This window comes from Clostridium sp. (assembly GCF_051650885.1).
Lineage (GTDB): Bacteria > Bacillota > Clostridia > Clostridiales > Clostridiaceae > Clostridium.
In genome coordinates this window covers 39,016-56,002 of sequence record NZ_JBOFRG010000268.1, presented here as the reverse complement: position 1 = coordinate 56,002, position 16,987 = coordinate 39,016, and the positions used below count along the sequence as shown (strand labels likewise).

16 protein-coding genes are annotated in these 16,987 nt (G+C 26.6%); 4 read left to right on the top strand and 12 right to left on the bottom strand.

Annotated features, from left to right (window positions below; translation table 11 throughout):
- The 3 genes from ACRC28_RS13020 to ACRC28_RS13010 form a co-directional block, all read right to left on the bottom strand.
- On the bottom strand, nucleotides 1–1,057 hold a 1,057-nt coding region (locus ACRC28_RS13020; protein ID WP_438543881.1), incomplete at its 3' end, for a UvrD-helicase domain-containing protein.
- Nucleotides 1,058–1,152: 95 nt separating this feature from the next.
- On the bottom strand, nucleotides 1,153–2,820 hold the full coding sequence (locus tag ACRC28_RS13015; protein WP_438543880.1) for an acyl-CoA dehydratase activase: 1,668 nt from the start codon (nucleotides 2,818–2,820) through the stop codon (nucleotides 1,153–1,155).
- Nucleotides 2,820–4,094 (bottom strand): 2-hydroxyacyl-CoA dehydratase subunit D, encoded by a 1,275-nt coding sequence (locus ACRC28_RS13010; protein WP_438543879.1) that lies wholly within the window; start codon nucleotides 4,092–4,094, stop codon nucleotides 2,820–2,822. Before ACRC28_RS13010 ends, ACRC28_RS13015 begins: the two co-directional genes overlap by 1 nt.
- 174 nt (nucleotides 4,095–4,268) lie before the next feature.
- Here ACRC28_RS13010 and ACRC28_RS13005 point away from each other — a divergent pair, with 174 nt between their 5' ends.
- Nucleotides 4,269–5,045, top strand: coding sequence for a mechanosensitive ion channel family protein (locus ACRC28_RS13005; RefSeq protein ID WP_438543878.1), 777 nt, complete (start codon nucleotides 4,269–4,271; stop codon nucleotides 5,043–5,045).
- A 37-nt stretch (nucleotides 5,046–5,082) separates the two neighbouring features.
- On the opposite strand, the gene ACRC28_RS13000 is transcribed toward ACRC28_RS13005, so the two are convergent.
- Both ACRC28_RS13000 and ACRC28_RS12995 read right to left on the bottom strand, forming a co-directional pair.
- Nucleotides 5,083–5,559 (bottom strand): QueT transporter family protein, encoded by a 477-nt coding sequence (locus tag ACRC28_RS13000; RefSeq protein WP_438543877.1) that lies wholly within the window; start codon nucleotides 5,557–5,559, stop codon nucleotides 5,083–5,085.
- On the bottom strand, nucleotides 5,546–6,253 hold the full coding sequence (locus ACRC28_RS12995; protein WP_438543876.1) for a radical SAM protein: 708 nt from the start codon (nucleotides 6,251–6,253) through the stop codon (nucleotides 5,546–5,548). Before ACRC28_RS12995 ends, ACRC28_RS13000 begins: the two co-directional genes overlap by 14 nt.
- Before the next feature lie 507 nt (nucleotides 6,254–6,760).
- On the opposite strand from ACRC28_RS12995, the gene pnuC reads away from it, so the two are divergent.
- Together pnuC and ACRC28_RS12985 are read left to right on the top strand one after the other, a co-directional pair.
- On the top strand, nucleotides 6,761–7,564 hold the full coding sequence (gene pnuC, locus ACRC28_RS12990; RefSeq protein ID WP_438543875.1) for a nicotinamide riboside transporter PnuC: 804 nt from the start codon (nucleotides 6,761–6,763) through the stop codon (nucleotides 7,562–7,564).
- A 150-nt stretch (nucleotides 7,565–7,714) separates the two neighbouring features.
- Nucleotides 7,715–8,353 carry a hypothetical protein gene (locus ACRC28_RS12985; RefSeq protein WP_438543874.1) on the top strand — a complete coding sequence of 213 codons (639 nt, stop codon included), beginning with the start codon at nucleotides 7,715–7,717 and terminating at the stop codon, nucleotides 8,351–8,353.
- A gap of 33 nt (nucleotides 8,354–8,386) precedes the next feature.
- Here ACRC28_RS12985 and ACRC28_RS12980 read toward each other — a convergent pair whose 3' ends face one another.
- On the bottom strand, nucleotides 8,387–8,704 hold the full coding sequence (locus ACRC28_RS12980) for a hypothetical protein (protein WP_438543873.1): 318 nt from the start codon (nucleotides 8,702–8,704) through the stop codon (nucleotides 8,387–8,389).
- A gap of 59 nt (nucleotides 8,705–8,763) precedes the next feature.
- Nucleotides 8,764–8,997 (bottom strand): TIGR04540 family protein, encoded by a 234-nt coding sequence (locus tag ACRC28_RS12975; protein ID WP_438543872.1) that lies wholly within the window; start codon nucleotides 8,995–8,997, stop codon nucleotides 8,764–8,766.
- Between the two features lie 148 nt (nucleotides 8,998–9,145).
- On the opposite strand from ACRC28_RS12975, the gene ACRC28_RS12970 reads away from it, so the two are divergent.
- Complete coding sequence (locus tag ACRC28_RS12970; RefSeq protein ID WP_438543871.1) at nucleotides 9,146–10,873, top strand: FUSC family protein; 1,728 nt, start codon at nucleotides 9,146–9,148, stop codon at nucleotides 10,871–10,873.
- Between the two features lie 30 nt (nucleotides 10,874–10,903).
- Here ACRC28_RS12970 and ACRC28_RS12965 read toward each other — a convergent pair whose 3' ends face one another.
- The 5 genes from ACRC28_RS12965 to ACRC28_RS12945 form a co-directional block, all read right to left on the bottom strand.
- On the bottom strand, nucleotides 10,904–11,830 hold the full coding sequence (locus tag ACRC28_RS12965; protein WP_438543870.1) for a tetratricopeptide repeat protein: 927 nt from the start codon (nucleotides 11,828–11,830) through the stop codon (nucleotides 10,904–10,906).
- Between the two features lie 49 nt (nucleotides 11,831–11,879).
- Nucleotides 11,880–12,461 (bottom strand): hypothetical protein, encoded by a 582-nt coding sequence (locus ACRC28_RS12960; RefSeq protein WP_438543869.1) that lies wholly within the window; start codon nucleotides 12,459–12,461, stop codon nucleotides 11,880–11,882.
- 78 nt (nucleotides 12,462–12,539) lie between these two features.
- Nucleotides 12,540–12,974 carry a hypothetical protein gene (locus ACRC28_RS12955; protein ID WP_438543868.1) on the bottom strand — a complete coding sequence of 145 codons (435 nt, stop codon included), beginning with the start codon at nucleotides 12,972–12,974 and terminating at the stop codon, nucleotides 12,540–12,542.
- Between the two features lie 110 nt (nucleotides 12,975–13,084).
- Nucleotides 13,085–13,573 carry a thiol peroxidase gene (gene tpx, locus ACRC28_RS12950; RefSeq protein ID WP_438543867.1) on the bottom strand — a complete coding sequence of 163 codons (489 nt, stop codon included), beginning with the start codon at nucleotides 13,571–13,573 and terminating at the stop codon, nucleotides 13,085–13,087.
- A gap of 131 nt (nucleotides 13,574–13,704) precedes the next feature.
- The gene (locus tag ACRC28_RS12945) at nucleotides 13,705–16,935 is read right to left on the bottom strand and encodes a ligand-binding sensor domain-containing protein (protein ID WP_438543866.1); all 3,231 of its coding nucleotides are present in this window, start codon (nucleotides 16,933–16,935) and stop codon (nucleotides 13,705–13,707) included.
- Nucleotides 16,936–16,987: the final 52 nt, after the last annotated feature.

The following is a 16,987-nucleotide window of genomic DNA, read 5'->3' as shown; positions in this document are numbered from 1 at the left end:
CCTCTTCACTTGAATGAGATTTTAATCCTTTTTTATAAGTTATAGAATATTCTTCATTAAATAAATTTTTTAAAAAATTAGTACTTCTTTTATTTATTTCATTTGTAGACCTATAATTTTCATCAAAAGAAATTTTGATTGGATTAAAGCTTTCAAAGTCTTCTAATATTTCCTTTGGCTTTGCACCTCTAAATCCATAAATACTTTGGAAAAAGTCGCCGCATAAAAGTACATTGTTTCCATAAAAAAGCTTTTTCACTATTTTATACTCAAACATTCCTGTGTCTTGCATTTCATCTATGGAAATATATTTAAATTTCTTTCTATATTTTTCAACAAGTTCTTTATTATCAAAAAGCAATTTAGCATTTAACAACAAATCATTAAAGTCTAACGCCCTGTTGTTTATTAAGACATTATTATAAATAAATACAATTTCATGACCTTTTTTTAAAATCATATTTCTTAAAGTCTGATCATACTCAGTATTATATCCATCCCTATATTCTATTGCCTTTTCCAAATCTTTTCTTAACTCTATATCTTTTTTTATAAGCTCTATAACTTTTTTCAAATCACTTTTACTGTCATCTGTTATAAACTCTTTTTCAACTCTTATTTTTTTTATAAGTTCTATACATTTATAAAGTCTTTCAACATTCAGCTCAACTACATTGCCACTTGAATCTTTCCATATAGTTATTCTTTTTACAAGCTCCATACAATCATCTTTATCAAAAACCAAGAAATCACTAAAAATGTCAGTCTTCTTTTTTGCATGTTCTTTTATTATAGAAAGACAAAAGCTATGAAAAGTTTTTACCGTAATATTTTTCCCTTTTCCTTTTGTTCTATCTAAAACTCTTTCCTTTAGTTCAGTACATGCTTTATTTGTAAAAGTTATACATAAAATATTTTTACTCTCTACTCCTAAATCAAGCATTCTTTTTATTCTTTCTGAAAGAACCATAGTTTTTCCTGTTCCTGCTGGTGCTGTTAAATATATATTTTTATCTAATTCATTAATGACTTTTAATTGATTTTCATTAAATCCCATAATTATTTCCTCCACCATTTTAATCTATATTCTAATTTTATATTTTTATAAAAGAAAAATACAGACAAATTTATTATTGCCTGCATTTTCATATTTTAATTTAAATTTTCTAATATTTTTTCTAATCCTATTAATGCAGCTCCTAAAGCTCCACAGATTTGAGGTTCCTTTGCTATAAATAATTTAGAATTTAACTTCCCTTCTATTTCTTTTATAACTCCCTCATTTTTAGCAACTCCACCTGTCATCATATACTTTTCATTTTTTCCAACTCTGTCTACTAAAGCTACTGTTTTAGTTGCTATTGATTTATTTACTCCATGAATTATATCACGTCTCTCTTTATTATCTGCAATTAATGATACAACTTCTGATTCTGCAAAAACTGAGCATACACTTGTTATTGTAATATCTTCATTAAAGCTTAAACCTTCTTTTGACATTTCCTTTAAATCAATTTCTAAGGTCTTTGCTATCATTTCCAAAAATCTTCCTGTTCCTGCTGCACATTTATCATTCATTACAAAGCTTTTTACATTTCCATTTTCATCAATAGATATTGCTTTACTATCTTGTCCACCAATATCTATAATAGTTCTTACATCAGTGTTAAAGAAATGTGCTCCTTTTCCATGGCAAGTTATCTCTGTTACATTTTCATCTACAAAATCAATATTATATCTTCCATATCCTGTTCCAACAATTAAAGATAAATCTTCTTTTTTAAGATTTGCTTCTTTTAATGCCTCTTCAAAAGCTTTATTTGCAGAATCCATAGCACGAGCTCCAGTTCTAACTATTACACTACTTAAAACATTTTTATCTTTATCTAATATAATTATATTCGTTGAAGTAGAACCGCTATCTATTCCCATAGTATAGATTTTATCTTTATTTTCTATAGCTTTCATTTTAAACTTTCCTCCATTTAATTGCTCATTAAAGGCTTCTATTCTAGTTTTTATCTGTCCATTACTTTGATTTGTTAAATCTGACTCTATCTTTATTATTGGGATATTTCCTTTATTAAGGCCCATATACTCAAATGAATAATGATCACAAAACTTAACTGTATGATAAATTATTCCTTTTAAATTTGGATCTTCTATAAGTTCCCTTCTGTTAGTTGTATCAGCCATTCTCATACATGGAGTTCTACTTAAAATTTGGTCTGAGTAATATTCTGCAATACCTTCTATATTATCAAATGCTCTTACATTATCTACATAATGCTCTTTTGAGCAGGTTTCATTTATTAATGGATAATCTAAATTATCTTCTATTTTATGAATTAAATCTAAAGATGCCTTTGCACCAAGTAGCATTATATAATCTTTTTTATCTTCTCTCTTTGGATTTTGGTATTTATATAATCCCTTATTAAAATCTTCAACACTAAACTTTATTCCCTTATATTTTTCATAAGCTTCTATAAATTTTAATATTTCTTTTTTTAGCATTTCCTTAGAACAGCAACTATTTTTTCTAGGTAAATCCATCATATAAACAAAGTCTATTTCATCCATTTTTTCTAAAGTATCTTTCAATCTTCTTATAGAATCACAACAATTCACTAAAAATACTTCTTTTATTCCTTTTAAAACCAATGTATCTAATAAAACTTTACTATAAGAACACATTGTAGGATGCAAAAGAGTTTCTGATTTACTAAAACCATCTATATCACTATTTATTATTTTCCCCGTTTCTTTAAATCCTTCAAATACTCCAAAAGGGCTATATTTACACATACATCCTATCATTAGTTTCTCTCTCCTCTGCTTTCTAACATTTCAATAAAAGCTTCTAATCTTGTTTTATTTTGTCCCTCTTGACTGTTTCTTCTATCTACTGCATCACCATCTAAGCTAAGCATTGGAATATTATTTTTCTCTAAGATATCCTTTAAAATTAATGAACCACCACTAGACTGCTTGCATCCGAAGTGACAAAAGTTAACTACTCCATCTGCTTTTAAATCTTTAGCTAATTTTAAAATATTATTTCCACGTCTTTCATAAGGTCCATTATATGTATTTAAAATAAGCTTTTTCGCTATACTTCTATAAATATTTCCCTCGTCAATTTCTTCTAGTGAATCTGCATTCATATCTGACATTAATAACTGATATTCCTCATTTTTATCTAAATATTCTCTTAATGAATCACTATAAAAAGGAAGTAAGTGAGCCCATAATATTTTTTTCTTTGGCTCCTTATAAGGATAATTTTTAATATCTTCTAAAAGCATTTCATAAAACTTTAAAGTATCTTCTCTCCCTATGAATGGATGGGTAACAAAAACCTTAAACATCTCTAAAGTCAGTGTATTCGGAAAATATTTTTTTCCAAGTAATTTTAAATATTCTTTATAAAGTCTTAAAGATTTATTTTCTCTTTTTACGGCTTCTTTTAATTTTTCATTATCAAGCTTTCTATCTAAATGCTTTTCCATAAAGCCTACCATTTCATGTAATTGATTTTCTACATAGTCAATCCCTTCCTCAGAACATTCATAAGGTATATCTAAAACAAATGAATCTATTCCATATATACTAGAAACAAGCTTAAATGTATTTACATTTCCATCACAGGCTGTAGATGTTGTAATTGCAAATCTTGGTTTCTCTAAAACATTTGATATAGCTCCTCCAATAAATGTTTTATGATAAGAACATAAGCTATCAGATATTCCATTGCTTTCTGCAATATCTATCAACGTATCTTCACATCTTGTTCCTGATATATATGAAGAAAAAGCTTCTATAAGTTGTGGATGCACTCCAAATGCATGAAGAAAAGCACCTGGTACAAATACATTTATAAAAACTGTATTTTCTGGTTCTTTCAAAGGATTTAATGTGAATTTCATACAAAGTTCAGAAAGATAATTAAGTGATTTTGGAATATCTTTTTCTCCTACAAGCTTAAGTCTTAAATATTCAAAATTATATCCAACCTTAAGCATCTTTCTAAACTTTTCTGGCTTCTCTATTCTATTTTTTATCATGTCACTATAAATTTTTATAATATCCATAAAATTACCCCTATTTTTTATTTCCCTTTTTTCAAGGTGTTTTTCTATTATACATTAAATATTCTTTCCTATTTTTGATTTTTTGTAGCTATATAATTAATAATTTGAAAATATTACTTTATGAATATATCCTTTTTCTTTTGGAATACTATCTTTTGTAAAGGAGGTTTTTTTATGAATCAAATTTTTATATTATCAGCAGCTGCTGTTAGTAATTTTGCATCCCATTTATTAAAAATAGTTGTTGCACTTATTCTTTTATGGATTGGTTTTAAAATTATTAAAAAACTTACAAAAATGCAATTTAAAGTTTTAGATAAACATGGCGTTGATGGAACTGTTAATAATTATTTAAGCCACGCTTCTAAAATTTCTCTTAAAATAATTCTTATTATAGTTCTTTTAAGCTATGTTGGGATTTCAGATGCTACTCTTGCAGCCCTTTTAGGTGCTTGTGTTTTAGCAATTGGATTATCCTTAAAGGGAAGCCTATCTAACTTAGCTGGTGGTGTAGTTATATTACTTTTCAGGCCTTTTAAAATAGGAGATATTATAAGAACATCAGAAGGTGATGGGCAAGTTGAAAATATTACTCTTTTTTATACCTACATAATAACTGCTGATAACAAAGTAATTTATGCCCCTAACGGTAAGCTTTCTAGTTCTAGTATTACAAATCTTTCAACTAAAAATTTCAGACGTGTTGATTTAGATATTCCTATAGCTTCAACACAAAATACAGAAAAAATCAAAGGTATTTTACATACAATAATATTAAGCTCTGAAGAGATATCAAATGATTATCCTATATTTTACGGTGTAGTAGCACAAACTGGTGCCACTACAACTTATGGAATAAGAGTGTGGTGTGATGCAAATAATTATTCTAAGCTAAGAAATAATCTTTTAGAAAACATCTCCAAATCCTTTGATAGTGGTAATTTCATCTAAAAATAGGCAAGGTCTAAGACCTTGCCTACTTTCTATATTATAATTTTATAATTTCTAAAAATTTCTTTCTTTTAATAAGCATTCTGTAAAGTGGATATCCAATTACAGTAACTGCAATAAATTCTCCTAAACAGAATCCAAGTAAGCTAAGCCAGAATGGTAAGCCTGAAAATATGTGTAAAAACCAAACTACTGGTAAACAAAATATTGTTGGCCAAAGGCTTGCAATAAACATATTTTTACTTTTACTTGCACAGTAAGTTGAAAATAATGTTCCAAGTGTTCCAAATATAACATCTGCTGGACCAAACGGACTCATTAAGTTAGCTATAAGACATCCTAATGTTAAGCTTATTACATATCTTCTATCAAAAAATGCAAGAAGAACTAGAACCTCTGATAGTCTTATTTGAAAAATTCCATATCCAATAGGTGCAAGCCCTATTGTAAGTCCTGCATATAATGCACAAACAATAGCAAGCTTTGTTATAAGAAGTGTTCTACTTTCCCTCATTTTCTTCACTCCCTACCCCTAAGTCTGTGTTATGGAATAAAACTTCGATATTTGGATTATTCTCTAAATATCTATATTTTTCTTCAAACCATTTTACAAGCTCTTCATCCCTTTTTAAACTTGTTGTATTTTCAACATATACATTTATACATCCAAGTTTAAAATGATTTTCTACAATTTGAACATCTCTTTTTATCATCTCTTTAGTTTGTCCTTTTACTCCAACTAAAAGACAGATAGAATCGAAATATTTGTTCACTTCTGTATAGTCTTTAAAATTTGCCCCTTTATTAAAGAAATTCATTCTAAAATCATTATCAAATGTTTCTATTCCACATCTAAAAACAATTTCAATTCCAAAGAAATCTCTCATTTCTTGAAGTCTATTTTTATAAATCCAATGACATTCAACAAATAATTTTTCAATTCCTTTTTCTAAAATAATCTCCTTAATTTCTCTAAGGGTTTCGTCTGGTACTTCAAATATGCTTCCAGAATTTATAACGTCTAAAACCTTATATTCTCCTGTTACATTTTTAAGTACTTCTTTGTTAAACTTAACAATTTCCTCTTCGTTTTTTGAGTTATCTTCGATGTAATCACAAAAAGTACATCTTCCCCATTTACATGGAAAACCTTTAAGCATTACCATCTCTCTTTCATTTTTACCAGATATTTTACTATATCTTTGCATAAAAAATTCATCTCCTTAATTAAAGGCAACAAATTAAACTTTCGTTTAAAATGCCTTAGTTTTTTTTATAGACAGGAGGCTTTCGAACTGTCTATTTTTTTACTTTCCTATTATACAAGGTATCCTATATTAAAATCAAGCTTTCAATTTAGTATATACTTATTTTTTTATGCTATACTTTTATAATGTTTTATTAATCAAATACAAAAGTAAACATTTTCATTGTTTTATGTAAACATTTTCTATATTTATATTTTTTTAATTTTATTCATCTTTTTTTAACTTTAAAGCGTATAACATACTCTTTTATTTGGAAAACTGTACTTATGTAAATAGTTTCTGTACTTTTTTATTAACTATTTATTCATTTTACCATTATTAACATACTCTATTTTTCTTTAAATTACTTTTTTGTATTTATATTACATTGTTTTATAGATAATTTCACTATAAACTAAGGTCATCAAATAATAAAAACTCACATTTTTATATCTCAGGAGGTATTATATGATTAACGCATTTAAAAAGTTTTCAACCTTCCACAAAATATATTTTATATTCTTTTTTGTGGTTAATATAATCTTTTTCTTTAGTCCACTTTATACTGGAGGTTCTTTAAGTCAAAGTTTATCTTTACTTGCTATAGCAGGTTTAATTTCAACATTAACTGGTCTTTTTGCAGCAATTTATACTGCTCGTGCTGAAGCTGCTGCTTATGCTTGGGGAGTTGCAAACACAATTTTCTATATTTTTGTTTCTCTTTCTAGACATATGTATGCAGAGGTTATACTTTACACTTTATATATGTTACCTATGAATATTTATGGTTTCTTCGCTTGGACAAAAAGTGCCAAAGAAGCTCATCAAAAAGATTCTTCAACTTCTACAATTGAAGTTAGAAGTTTAAAAGCAAAACAATGGATTGGAATAATAGTATTTATAGTTGTAGTTTGGTTATGCTACTCACAATTTGTACATCACTTACCAAACATTTTATTCGATTTATTCGGACTTAAAATACCTTATGATACTGCTTACTTAATAGATTCCTTTACAGCGACTGTAACAATTTGTGCTGTAATAGTTTCTACTCAAAGATTTAAAGAAACTTGGTATTTCTGGATTTTATCAGATGCAGTTGGAATATTCCTATATCTTCACTCTTTACTTGCAGCACCTGAATTCTCACTTGCAGCTTTATCCGGAGCTTTAATGTGGGTTCAATTCACAGTAAATGCTGTATATGGATTGATAACTTGGAAGAAAATTGAGAAAAAAGAAGAAGCAATTGATGCCGCTCTCGAAAGGTAATCTAGTTTTTTAATTCTCTTATAGATAATACAATGCTGAGGAAACTTGGCATTGTTTTTTTATTTTCATCACTCTAAAAACTTTCAATTTTTATTATTATAATATGGTATTATAATAATAAGAAAAAAATTAAACAAAGGATGTGAAAAAATGAAAAAATTTATAATTGGTATAATAATCTTTTTAGCCGTTGCATTACTAGGAATTTTTGCTGTTTATGAAATTTCCTTTAAACCAGAAGTTCCCGTTACTCCTATCAATTCTACTATTTCATTAACAGAATGGAATTTAACTAAAAAGTTTTTACCTAAAGATATTGATTTATCTTTATCTCAATTATCTGCTACATCGGATACTAACTTCTCTAGTGGAGAATTAACTGAATTATTTATCGCTGTTGTTCAAAAAAATCCTGAACTTTCAAAATACGTAACTGGACTTAGCGTTAAAGTAAATTCTAATAATACTATTGATTTATATGTAAATTTAGTTTATAAAAATATTCCAGTACAAGCACACTTACTATTCTCTTGTATTGCTGTTAACGGGCAAGGAATTTTACATTATACTTCAGGTAATGTTGGATTTATTTCTATCCCTAAAGAATTATTATTTAAGTATGCTGAAAATAATGATATCTTCCAATTCAATAAATCTGAAGGAGATATTATTTTAAGCTTTCCTTCTATAAAATATTTAGATGTACAGGCACTATCAACTTCTGATGATACTTTAAATATTAAATTTAATCTAACAGTTCGTTTTTGGGATTGGCTTAAGAAAAATTAAAAAGTGTTGCTTCAAACTTTGAAGCAACACTTTTTAATTTTTAAAATCTTTTATAACATCTTCATCTATTTCTATTTCATCTAGATTTATCTTATCAGGATTTTGTAATAGCTCATACTCTCTAAGCCACAAATTGCCTTCATGCTTTATTGGTTCTGTTATTTTCTTATCTTTATCAAATTCATTTACTTCTTCAAGCTCTTTGTACGGTGTTAACACTAGGATTCGTCTACAAGCTTCTTCATATTCACTATATATATTAAAAAATCTATTATAATTATCAAACTCTCCCATTGAAACTACCATTTTTAAATATAGTCCATACTTTTTTTCAATTTCTGCTTTTTTCATTTCTCCACTTCCTTAATAAATAAAAAACTTCCCTACATTAAGGAAGTCTTTTATATGTATTATCTTTCTGCATGTATGTTGTCTATTATAGCTTTTCTTTCTTCACCTAATACAGTTTGAAGCTTTACTGGCATATGTCCTTCTTTATCATAAATAGCATCACCATTTGCATCTATCATCTTAACTACTCTAAGCTTTAATTTTTCTTCTGTCATTAAATCATCTAGATATAAATCTACTAAGTCCTTTAAGCAGCTCGCTAATTCTTTTGGGTTTTTATAAACTGATTTCATCTCTAAACTCCTTTAGTATAAAAATTATTTTACATACGTATATTATATATTCTTATGTCACTTTATACAAATATTTATTCTAAAGAATATTTTTTTTCATTTAGTTTAAACTATTTCATATAATTATTTAGTTTAGGAGCAATATTTTATGATAAAAAAACTTATAGCACATTCAAATCTTAATGTAAAAAATATGCTTAAATATGGTACAATTGCTACAGTTTCAATGATAACTATAATCTTCTTTTTTGGTATTGAAAATGGAATGCTTGCCTTTCCTATTGCCTTAACAGCAATCTCTTTAGCCTTTGAAGATATTCATGTTAAAACCCTTAGAAAAACTGTAAAACTTCTTTTTTTAGATACTCTTATTGTTACTTCTGCTTATTTAGCTTCATTAAACCCTTACACTGGAATTTTAATTAATTTCATAACAGTTTTTTTAATAGCCTATTTTCTTACTGCTAAGTTTAACCCTAAAATTTATAAACCATTTATGATGCTTTTTGTTTTTACAAGCTTTTCTCCAACAGATTTCCCCGATTTTATAACTAGAATAGAATCTGTTATATTTGGTGTTCTCTTTGTAATAATTTTAACCTTTATAACCTCTAGAAAAACATATAAGTCTCTTATTAAAGAAGATATTTATATGCCCTTTTCCATATTGAGTCACAATTTAGATTCATTATTAAAAGGTGAAGACTTTAAAAAAGGCTATAAAAGCTTTTCAAAATCAATGAGAGCCCTTTGCTATAAAATTTATGTTACTCGCTACAGAAGTTATCTAGCTACACATATTGGTAAGGTTGAATTTGATATTTTTCTTTCTCTAGAAAGGCTTAATATTCATCTTAATGATTTAGCCTCTAAAAAAGATTTAAGAAATAATAAAACAATTCTTTATTTAAAACATGCTATAGACCATAGCTTAGAAATATTAAAAACTAGCAATAATACAGACGAAGTAATATTCTCCCTTCATTCCTTTGTGGCTTTAACTTCAAATGAAGAAGAATTTAAAACTCTTATAGAAATAATCCATCTTCTTTCCATTTCTATATCTAAATTAACTAAAATTAAACCTAAAGAAATAAATAAGCCCTATGAATCTTGGCATATGCCTAAAGTTAAAGGTCCTTTTAGTTTCAATAGAGAACATTTAACCTTTAGCTCCATTAAAGTAAGATTTGCATTAAGAATTTCTATAGCTCTTACATTAACTGTATTTTTAGGTCATATAATTTCTCTTTATAAATTTATTTGGGTAGCTATAACCGTCATGTCTGTTATGCAACCCTATTATGAAGAAACTCTCTCTAAAGCAAAAGAAAGAATTATTGGGAACTTAATTGGTGTTACAATAATAATAACACTTCTACATATTACTAAAGATCCAAATGTTGCAATAGTGGCTTTAGTAATCGCTCTTTATTTTACATATGGATTTAAAGAATATTACAAGCTTTCTATTTTCACTTCAATCGCCTCAATTTCTATGGCTTCATTAACAACTGGACTTACCGAAATAACTATTTCAAGAATTTCTTTTATAGGTATTGGTATAATAGTAGTTTTTCTCTTTAATAAATTTATCTTTCCATACAATATACAATCCGGTATTAAAACATTAACAGGAAAGCTTTTAAAATATAATACTACACTCTTAACTGAATATATAAGCTTTAAAGAAAAAAAGCCAAACTTTGATTCATTAGCTTTTAGAGATTTAGTTATTTTAACTACCTTAAATGCTGAAAAATTAGTTCTTAGAAATAGTATTTTAAAATCAAAATATATTGATAACATTGTAGAACTCAACAATAACTTTACTATAAATTTAGCTTTTAATACGTTAATTAAAGATATTGAATAATAGGGTATATCCATCTTGGGTATACCCTATTTAACAAAACTTTTCTTTATATTCTTCAAGATTTCTAATTACATCTAACTCGCTATCCTTTTTCATATACTCTATAAAAAAGTCATTTAGTTCTATAGCCTTTAGTACATCTTTTAGTGCTTTCTCCTTTTCCCCTATAAGTGCATAAAAGCATCCTCTATTGTAATATAGAAAACCTTCCTCTTTATTGTTTTCTATCCCTTCTGTTATAACTTCAATCGCCTTTTTATAATTTTCTTTTTCTCTATAAATCACACCTAAATTAAGATAACTATACGGATACTTTTCATTTTCCTCTATTGATTTTTCATAATATTTTTTGCTTTCTTCAATCTTACCAAGTGCTTTTTTTATTACTCCTGCATTAAAAAGAACCTTATATTCACTATCACTTAATTTTAATGCTTCTTCTATAAAGCCTTCTGCCTTCTCATATTCTTTTTTCTCTTCATAAATACAAGCCAAGTTTACAAAAGCAAAAAGATATTGATTGTTTATTTCTATTACCTTCTCATAAGTTTTTATAGCCTCTTCTACATTCCCTTCCTCATCATATATGTTTGCTAGAAAGAAATAAGCATTATCATATTTTTCATCTAATAATATAGCCCTTTTATAAAACTGCTTTGCATTCTCATATTCTTTTTCTTCATCATATATAGTTGCAAGCCCATAATACCCCCTAGCATCTTTATTATCTAAAGAGATACTATATGTGTACATTTGCTTTGCCATAGAATACTGTTCTATTTCATGGTAAATAAGTGCCATATCTAAGACTAACTCTATATCCTTTTTCCCTTCTTCAGTGTTAAAAGCCCTTTTAAAAAAGCTTATTGCCTTTAACTTATTACCATGGATTTTAAATTCTTTACCTAAATTTAAATAATTATTATATGTATATTCTTCCATCTTATCACCCTTCATTTTTCTCTAAAAAGATTCAGATCTTTAATATTTGATCTGAATCTTTTTTTTATCTTCTATGCTTTCTTTTATGTTTTCTACTGCTTCTACTTCCATCCTCGAATTCATCGTATCCATTATACCCATTATTCATGCCATTCATATTATTCATGTTATTCATATTATTCATGTTATTCATATTATTCATGTTATTCATATTGTTAATGTTATTCCCACTATTCATGTTGTTGCCATTATTCATAGCCATTAACACTCTATTTAAATCTTCATTACTAATATTATTTAAATTATTTCTATCTATCCCTAGATTATCTAATGTTCTCATCAAATGATTCATTTTTTCATTTATTTCATTCATATTTCCATTATTCATAAACTCTTGTGGGTTCATATTATTTAAATTTCTATTATTTCCTCCATTCATGTTATTTAACAACATACTCATTAATGGATTTCCATTCATGTTTCCCATATTCCCCATATTCATATTATTTATATTAGGATTATTTAAATCATTTACGTTCATTCCCATATTGTTTAATAGCATATTAAAAATTGGATTATTATTCATTCCATTACTTCCTGAAAGTTTACTCATTAAAATAGACATTAAAGGATTCATTCCATTCATATAACACATTCCTTTATATTATTATTTATTATATTCTATTTTACACCTTTCATTTTGTGACTACCTTTTTAAAATTTTCTATTTATACTCTATATTATTTTTTATACACCATTCTTCTGCTATTCTTTTTTCCCTCTCTTCTCTATAATCATACCAACTTATAAGCATTCCCATATCTTCAATTTTTTCTTTTAATCTTCTTAAATCTAAATCATTAAATTCTTCTTTATTAGCTTTGTTTACTTCTAGAAATTCTCTCATCATCTTTTCTTCATCAATTTCTTTTCCTGTTGGCAGACTAACATATTTTTCTCTATTTTCCTTGAAGTCTTTTAAAACTAAAAATAATTCTTTTTCCCAGTCTTCTAATCCTTCTTCATCCACTCTATTAATATATTTATTTTCACTTTCATTTTCTACATAAATTATTATTCCCGACTCTTTATTGTAATAATGTTTTAATTCATCATTTTCAAATTCTATAGCTTCTATTACATCTTCTAAATTTATCATTTTCGCACCTCATTTATTTTATCTATTTACTATTATAACCCATATCTTTATATTTTAAATAAAAAAACTGCCATACTTTATTGTATAGCAGTTTTAATCCTAAAAGTTTATTATTTTTTTAATACTTCTAAAACTTCATCATAGTTTGGATGATCTGATGCATCTTTCATGTAATCAGCATAAATTACAGTATCATTTTCATCAACAATAAATACAGCTCTTGTTAATAATGCAACTTCTTCTATAAATACTCCATAGTTTCTTCCAAAACTTCTTTTATTATAGTCTGATAAAGTTACTACTTTATCTACTCCAGCATTTCCACACCATCTAGCTTGTGCAAATGGTAAATCTGCTGATACTGTATATATAGTAACATCTCCTAAGCTTGTAGCTTCTTTATTAAATCTTCTTATTTCCATATCACATACTGGTGTATCTACTGATGGTACTGCTAAGAAAACTCTTTTTCCTTTTGTATCTTTTAATGTTACCTTTTGCATATCGTTGCTTGTTACTTCAAAGTCTGGTGCTTTTTGTCCAACAACAACCTCTTTATCTTTTAATTCAAATTCTGATCCAGCAAAAATTACTTTCATTTGGTTTCCACTCCTTCTTACTTTCCTTACCACTATTGTTATTCTTTAATAAGGATTCTTCTCTATTTGTTTTTATTATATACCTGTAATTCTTATCATTCAACTCGGAATTGGTTAACATTCTGTAAACACTACTTTTTTCTTATAGGTAATATTATTGTAAATTTACTTCCTACTCCCACTTCACTTTCTAAATAAATTTTTCCATGATGAAGCTCTACTATATCTTTTACTAAATTTAATCCTATTCCACTGCTACAATGTTTACTTGAAATTCCTGTTTCAAGTGTTGCAAATCTATCAAATATAATACTTCTATGTTCTTCTGCTATACCTATTCCACTATCTTCAATAACTATCTCTACATTTTCCTCTTGTTCTTTTATAGATATATATATTGTCCCCTTTTCTGTGAATTTTATAGCATTTGATATAAGATTTATGACACATCTTTCTATATCTATTCTAGAACAGTCTATTTCCTTTTCTTCTATTTCTGGATCTATTATAAGCTCTAGTCCATTTTCTTCTATATAACTTTTCATTGATAGTGCTATCTCTTCTACTAAATACACAATATCAACAGTTTCATACTTTAATGAATATACTCCTGAATTTATCTTTGATGAATCAATTAAATCATTAATAACCTTTAATAATCCATTTGAATTCTTTTTTATTATTCCCATATATTTTTGTAACTTTGACTTATTTATTTTATCTTCTTCATTTAATTTATTTATAAGTTGCTCACTAGATAATATTACATTTAAAGGAGTTCTTAACTCATGCGATAAATTAACTAAATATGCATTTCTAAACTTTTCAATCTTTAATAATTCCTTATAAATTTTTTCTTTCTCATGTAATTCATTATTCAACTCTTTTGTTCGTTGCTCTACTAAATTTTCAAGTATTATTACTCTATTAACAATCAAATATATTACTAAAATTACTATTAAAAAATATATAATATATGCAATATCTGACTCGTACCACGGCTTTTTTATTTCTATATCTATGCTTGTTTCTTCACTTACTTCTTCTACCCCAAACCTTGCTCTTACCTTAAAAGTATATTTACCTGGAGAAATATTTGTATATCTTGCTAAATTTCTATTTTTAGAACTTATAAAATTTTCATCAAAGCCCTCTAGCTTATATTCATAATTCCAATCTCCAAATTTTGAATAGTTTGGCATAAAGAACTCTATTGAAAAGGTGTTTTCATTATGATTTAAAATAAGATTATCCTTTGCTAATTCCTCACCCTTACTAAATACTTCAACATCTCCTATTGAAACCTTACTATCTTTTATAGGATTTTCTTTAAAATCTTTTGGATTAAAACTATTCATTCCATCAGTTCCACCAAAAAACATTTCTCCATTTTTCGTTTTAAATTCTGATGTTCCATTAAATTCATTTCCTTGAAGCCCATCTAAAATAGTATAGTTTGTAAATACACTTGTCTTTTGATTAAATTTTGATATTCCTCCATTTGTACTAATCCAAAGATTATTTTCATCATCTACTAATATTCCATATGCAAAATTATTTATAAGTCCATCTTTCTCACTTAATCGTTTCATTTTATTTTCATCTGTATTTATTTTATTTATTCCTTCAGATGTAGTTATCCATATATGTCCATCTAAATCTTCTGTTATTCCTTTTATTGCATTATTGCTTATAGAATTCTTATCATTCTTATCACTTTTATAATACTTAAGTTCCTTAGTGTTAATATCAATTTTTACAAGACCACCATTCCAGCCCATTCCAATCCAAAAATTATCTTTGCTATCTTTAAAAATTCTTCTTATAAAATTTTCTCCTACATTTCCTTTAGTTAAAATATAAGTTAAATCTATAAACTCTTCCTTTTCTATATCTAATATGTTCAGTCCATTTCTAGTTCCTATCCATAAATATCTATCTTTATATAAATATAATGCCTTTATATCACTACTCACTAAAGAGTTCTTTTTATCTTCTTTATAATATTTCTTTATTTCCCCTGTTTTTTTATTTATTCTATTTAATCCATTTTTCGTTCCAACCCAAATATAATCCTTGTTCCCTGTTATCTCATATATAGTATTGCTTGATATTGAATTTTCTTTTCCTTCTTCTAATTTATAATGAGTATATTTCCCTGTTTCTCTATTTAGTCTATTTAATCCGTCATTAGTAGTTCCTATCCACATCTCTCCATCAGTATCTTCATAAATTCCCCCAATGGAATTAGAGCTTAATGAATTTTCTTCTAATGGATCTTTTTTATAATGTTCAAACTTTACATCTGTATTTAAGACACTTATCCCATTATAAGTTCCTATCCACATTAATCCTTCCTTGTCTCTATAAACACTTTGTACAGAATCATTTACTAATGAATCTAATTCATAATATTTATTTTTATATTTTTTTACCTTCTTATCTTTTTTAGAGTATCTTATTAATCCACCCTTACTTCCAAACCATATATTATTTTCTAAATCTTCATATATACTATTTATTGCATATTTTTCATATCCAAAATCTTCATTTATTTCTTTAACATCTTCAAATTTCTTCTTACTTCTATCGTACTTAATAATTCCAGCCTCTTGAGTTGATATCCATATATTTTTTTCCTTATCTGTATAAACCTTTACTATATTATTGCTTTTAAGTACCTTTGTAGTTTCTTTTTCTACTCTTATAACTTCGCCTGATTGTTTATTTAATATATTAAGTCCATCACTTGTTGCAATCCAAAACTCACCTTTTTTTCCTTCTGTAATACTATTTATAAAATTATTGCTTAAAGAATCTTTTTCGCTACTATTAAAAAATTTTTTAAAAGTTTTATTTTCCTTTGAATAAAGATTTAATCCATCTTCTGTGCCTATCCATATATCTCCATCTGAATCTTTATATATATCTAAAATATGACTATTTGATATTTTCTTTTCATCTTCTATATCACTTTCAATCCTTGTAACTTCTAAACTTTTCCCATTAACTTTATTTAATCCACTGCTTGTCCCTACCCAGATTTCACCATTATCATCTTCTATTAGAGAACCTATAATTCCACTATAAATCTTACTATTATCATCCTCACTTCCTTTTAAAATTTCAAAGGAATATCCATCATATCTATTTAATCCATCATTTGTTCCAAACCACATATATCCGTTGCTATCTTGTAATATTGAATATACAGAGCCTTGAGATAGTCCATCACTAATAGTAATATTTTTAAATCTTATATTTTCTTCTTCTTCAATTGCATTTGCTATTAAGCTATTTCCAATCCCCAAATTTATTCCTAATATAAAAATTAATAAAGTAACAATTATTTTTTTAGTCATATTTTTCCCTCTTTTTCTACAATATATTACTATTTTCTCATAACTATAAAAT

Bases quoted from the DNA above. Each gene is read 5' to 3' on its own strand.
- ACRC28_RS12995 (WP_438543876.1), bottom strand. From the start codon at position 6,253: ATGCAAAGATATAGTAAAATATCTGGTAAAAATGAAAGAGAGATGGTA.
- ACRC28_RS12945 (WP_438543866.1), bottom strand. From the start codon at position 16,935: ATGACTAAAAAAATAATTGTTACTTTATTAATTTTTATATTAGGAATA.
- ACRC28_RS12980 (WP_438543873.1), bottom strand. From the start codon at position 8,704: ATGAAAAAAGCAGAAATTGAAAAAAAGTATGGACTATATTTAAAAATG.
- ACRC28_RS13005 (WP_438543878.1), top strand. From the start codon at position 4,269: ATGAATCAAATTTTTATATTATCAGCAGCTGCTGTTAGTAATTTTGCA.
- ACRC28_RS12970 (WP_438543871.1), top strand. From the start codon at position 9,146: ATGATAAAAAAACTTATAGCACATTCAAATCTTAATGTAAAAAATATG.
- ACRC28_RS12965 (WP_438543870.1), bottom strand. From the start codon at position 11,830: ATGAAGGGTGATAAGATGGAAGAATATACATATAATAATTATTTAAAT.
- ACRC28_RS12955 (WP_438543868.1), bottom strand. From the start codon at position 12,974: ATGATAAATTTAGAAGATGTAATAGAAGCTATAGAATTTGAAAATGAT.
- ACRC28_RS12985 (WP_438543874.1), top strand. From the start codon at position 7,715: ATGAAAAAATTTATAATTGGTATAATAATCTTTTTAGCCGTTGCATTA.
- ACRC28_RS12975 (WP_438543872.1), bottom strand. From the start codon at position 8,997: ATGAAATCAGTTTATAAAAACCCAAAAGAATTAGCGAGCTGCTTAAAG.
- ACRC28_RS13015 (WP_438543880.1), bottom strand. From the start codon at position 2,820: ATGATAGGATGTATGTGTAAATATAGCCCTTTTGGAGTATTTGAAGGA.
- tpx (WP_438543867.1), bottom strand. From the start codon at position 13,573: ATGAAAGTAATTTTTGCTGGATCAGAATTTGAATTAAAAGATAAAGAG.
- pnuC (WP_438543875.1), top strand. From the start codon at position 6,761: ATGATTAACGCATTTAAAAAGTTTTCAACCTTCCACAAAATATATTTT.
- ACRC28_RS13010 (WP_438543879.1), bottom strand. From the start codon at position 4,094: ATGGATATTATAAAAATTTATAGTGACATGATAAAAAATAGAATAGAG.
- ACRC28_RS13000 (WP_438543877.1), bottom strand. From the start codon at position 5,559: ATGAGGGAAAGTAGAACACTTCTTATAACAAAGCTTGCTATTGTTTGT.
- ACRC28_RS12960 (WP_438543869.1), bottom strand. From the start codon at position 12,461: ATGAATGGAATGAATCCTTTAATGTCTATTTTAATGAGTAAACTTTCA.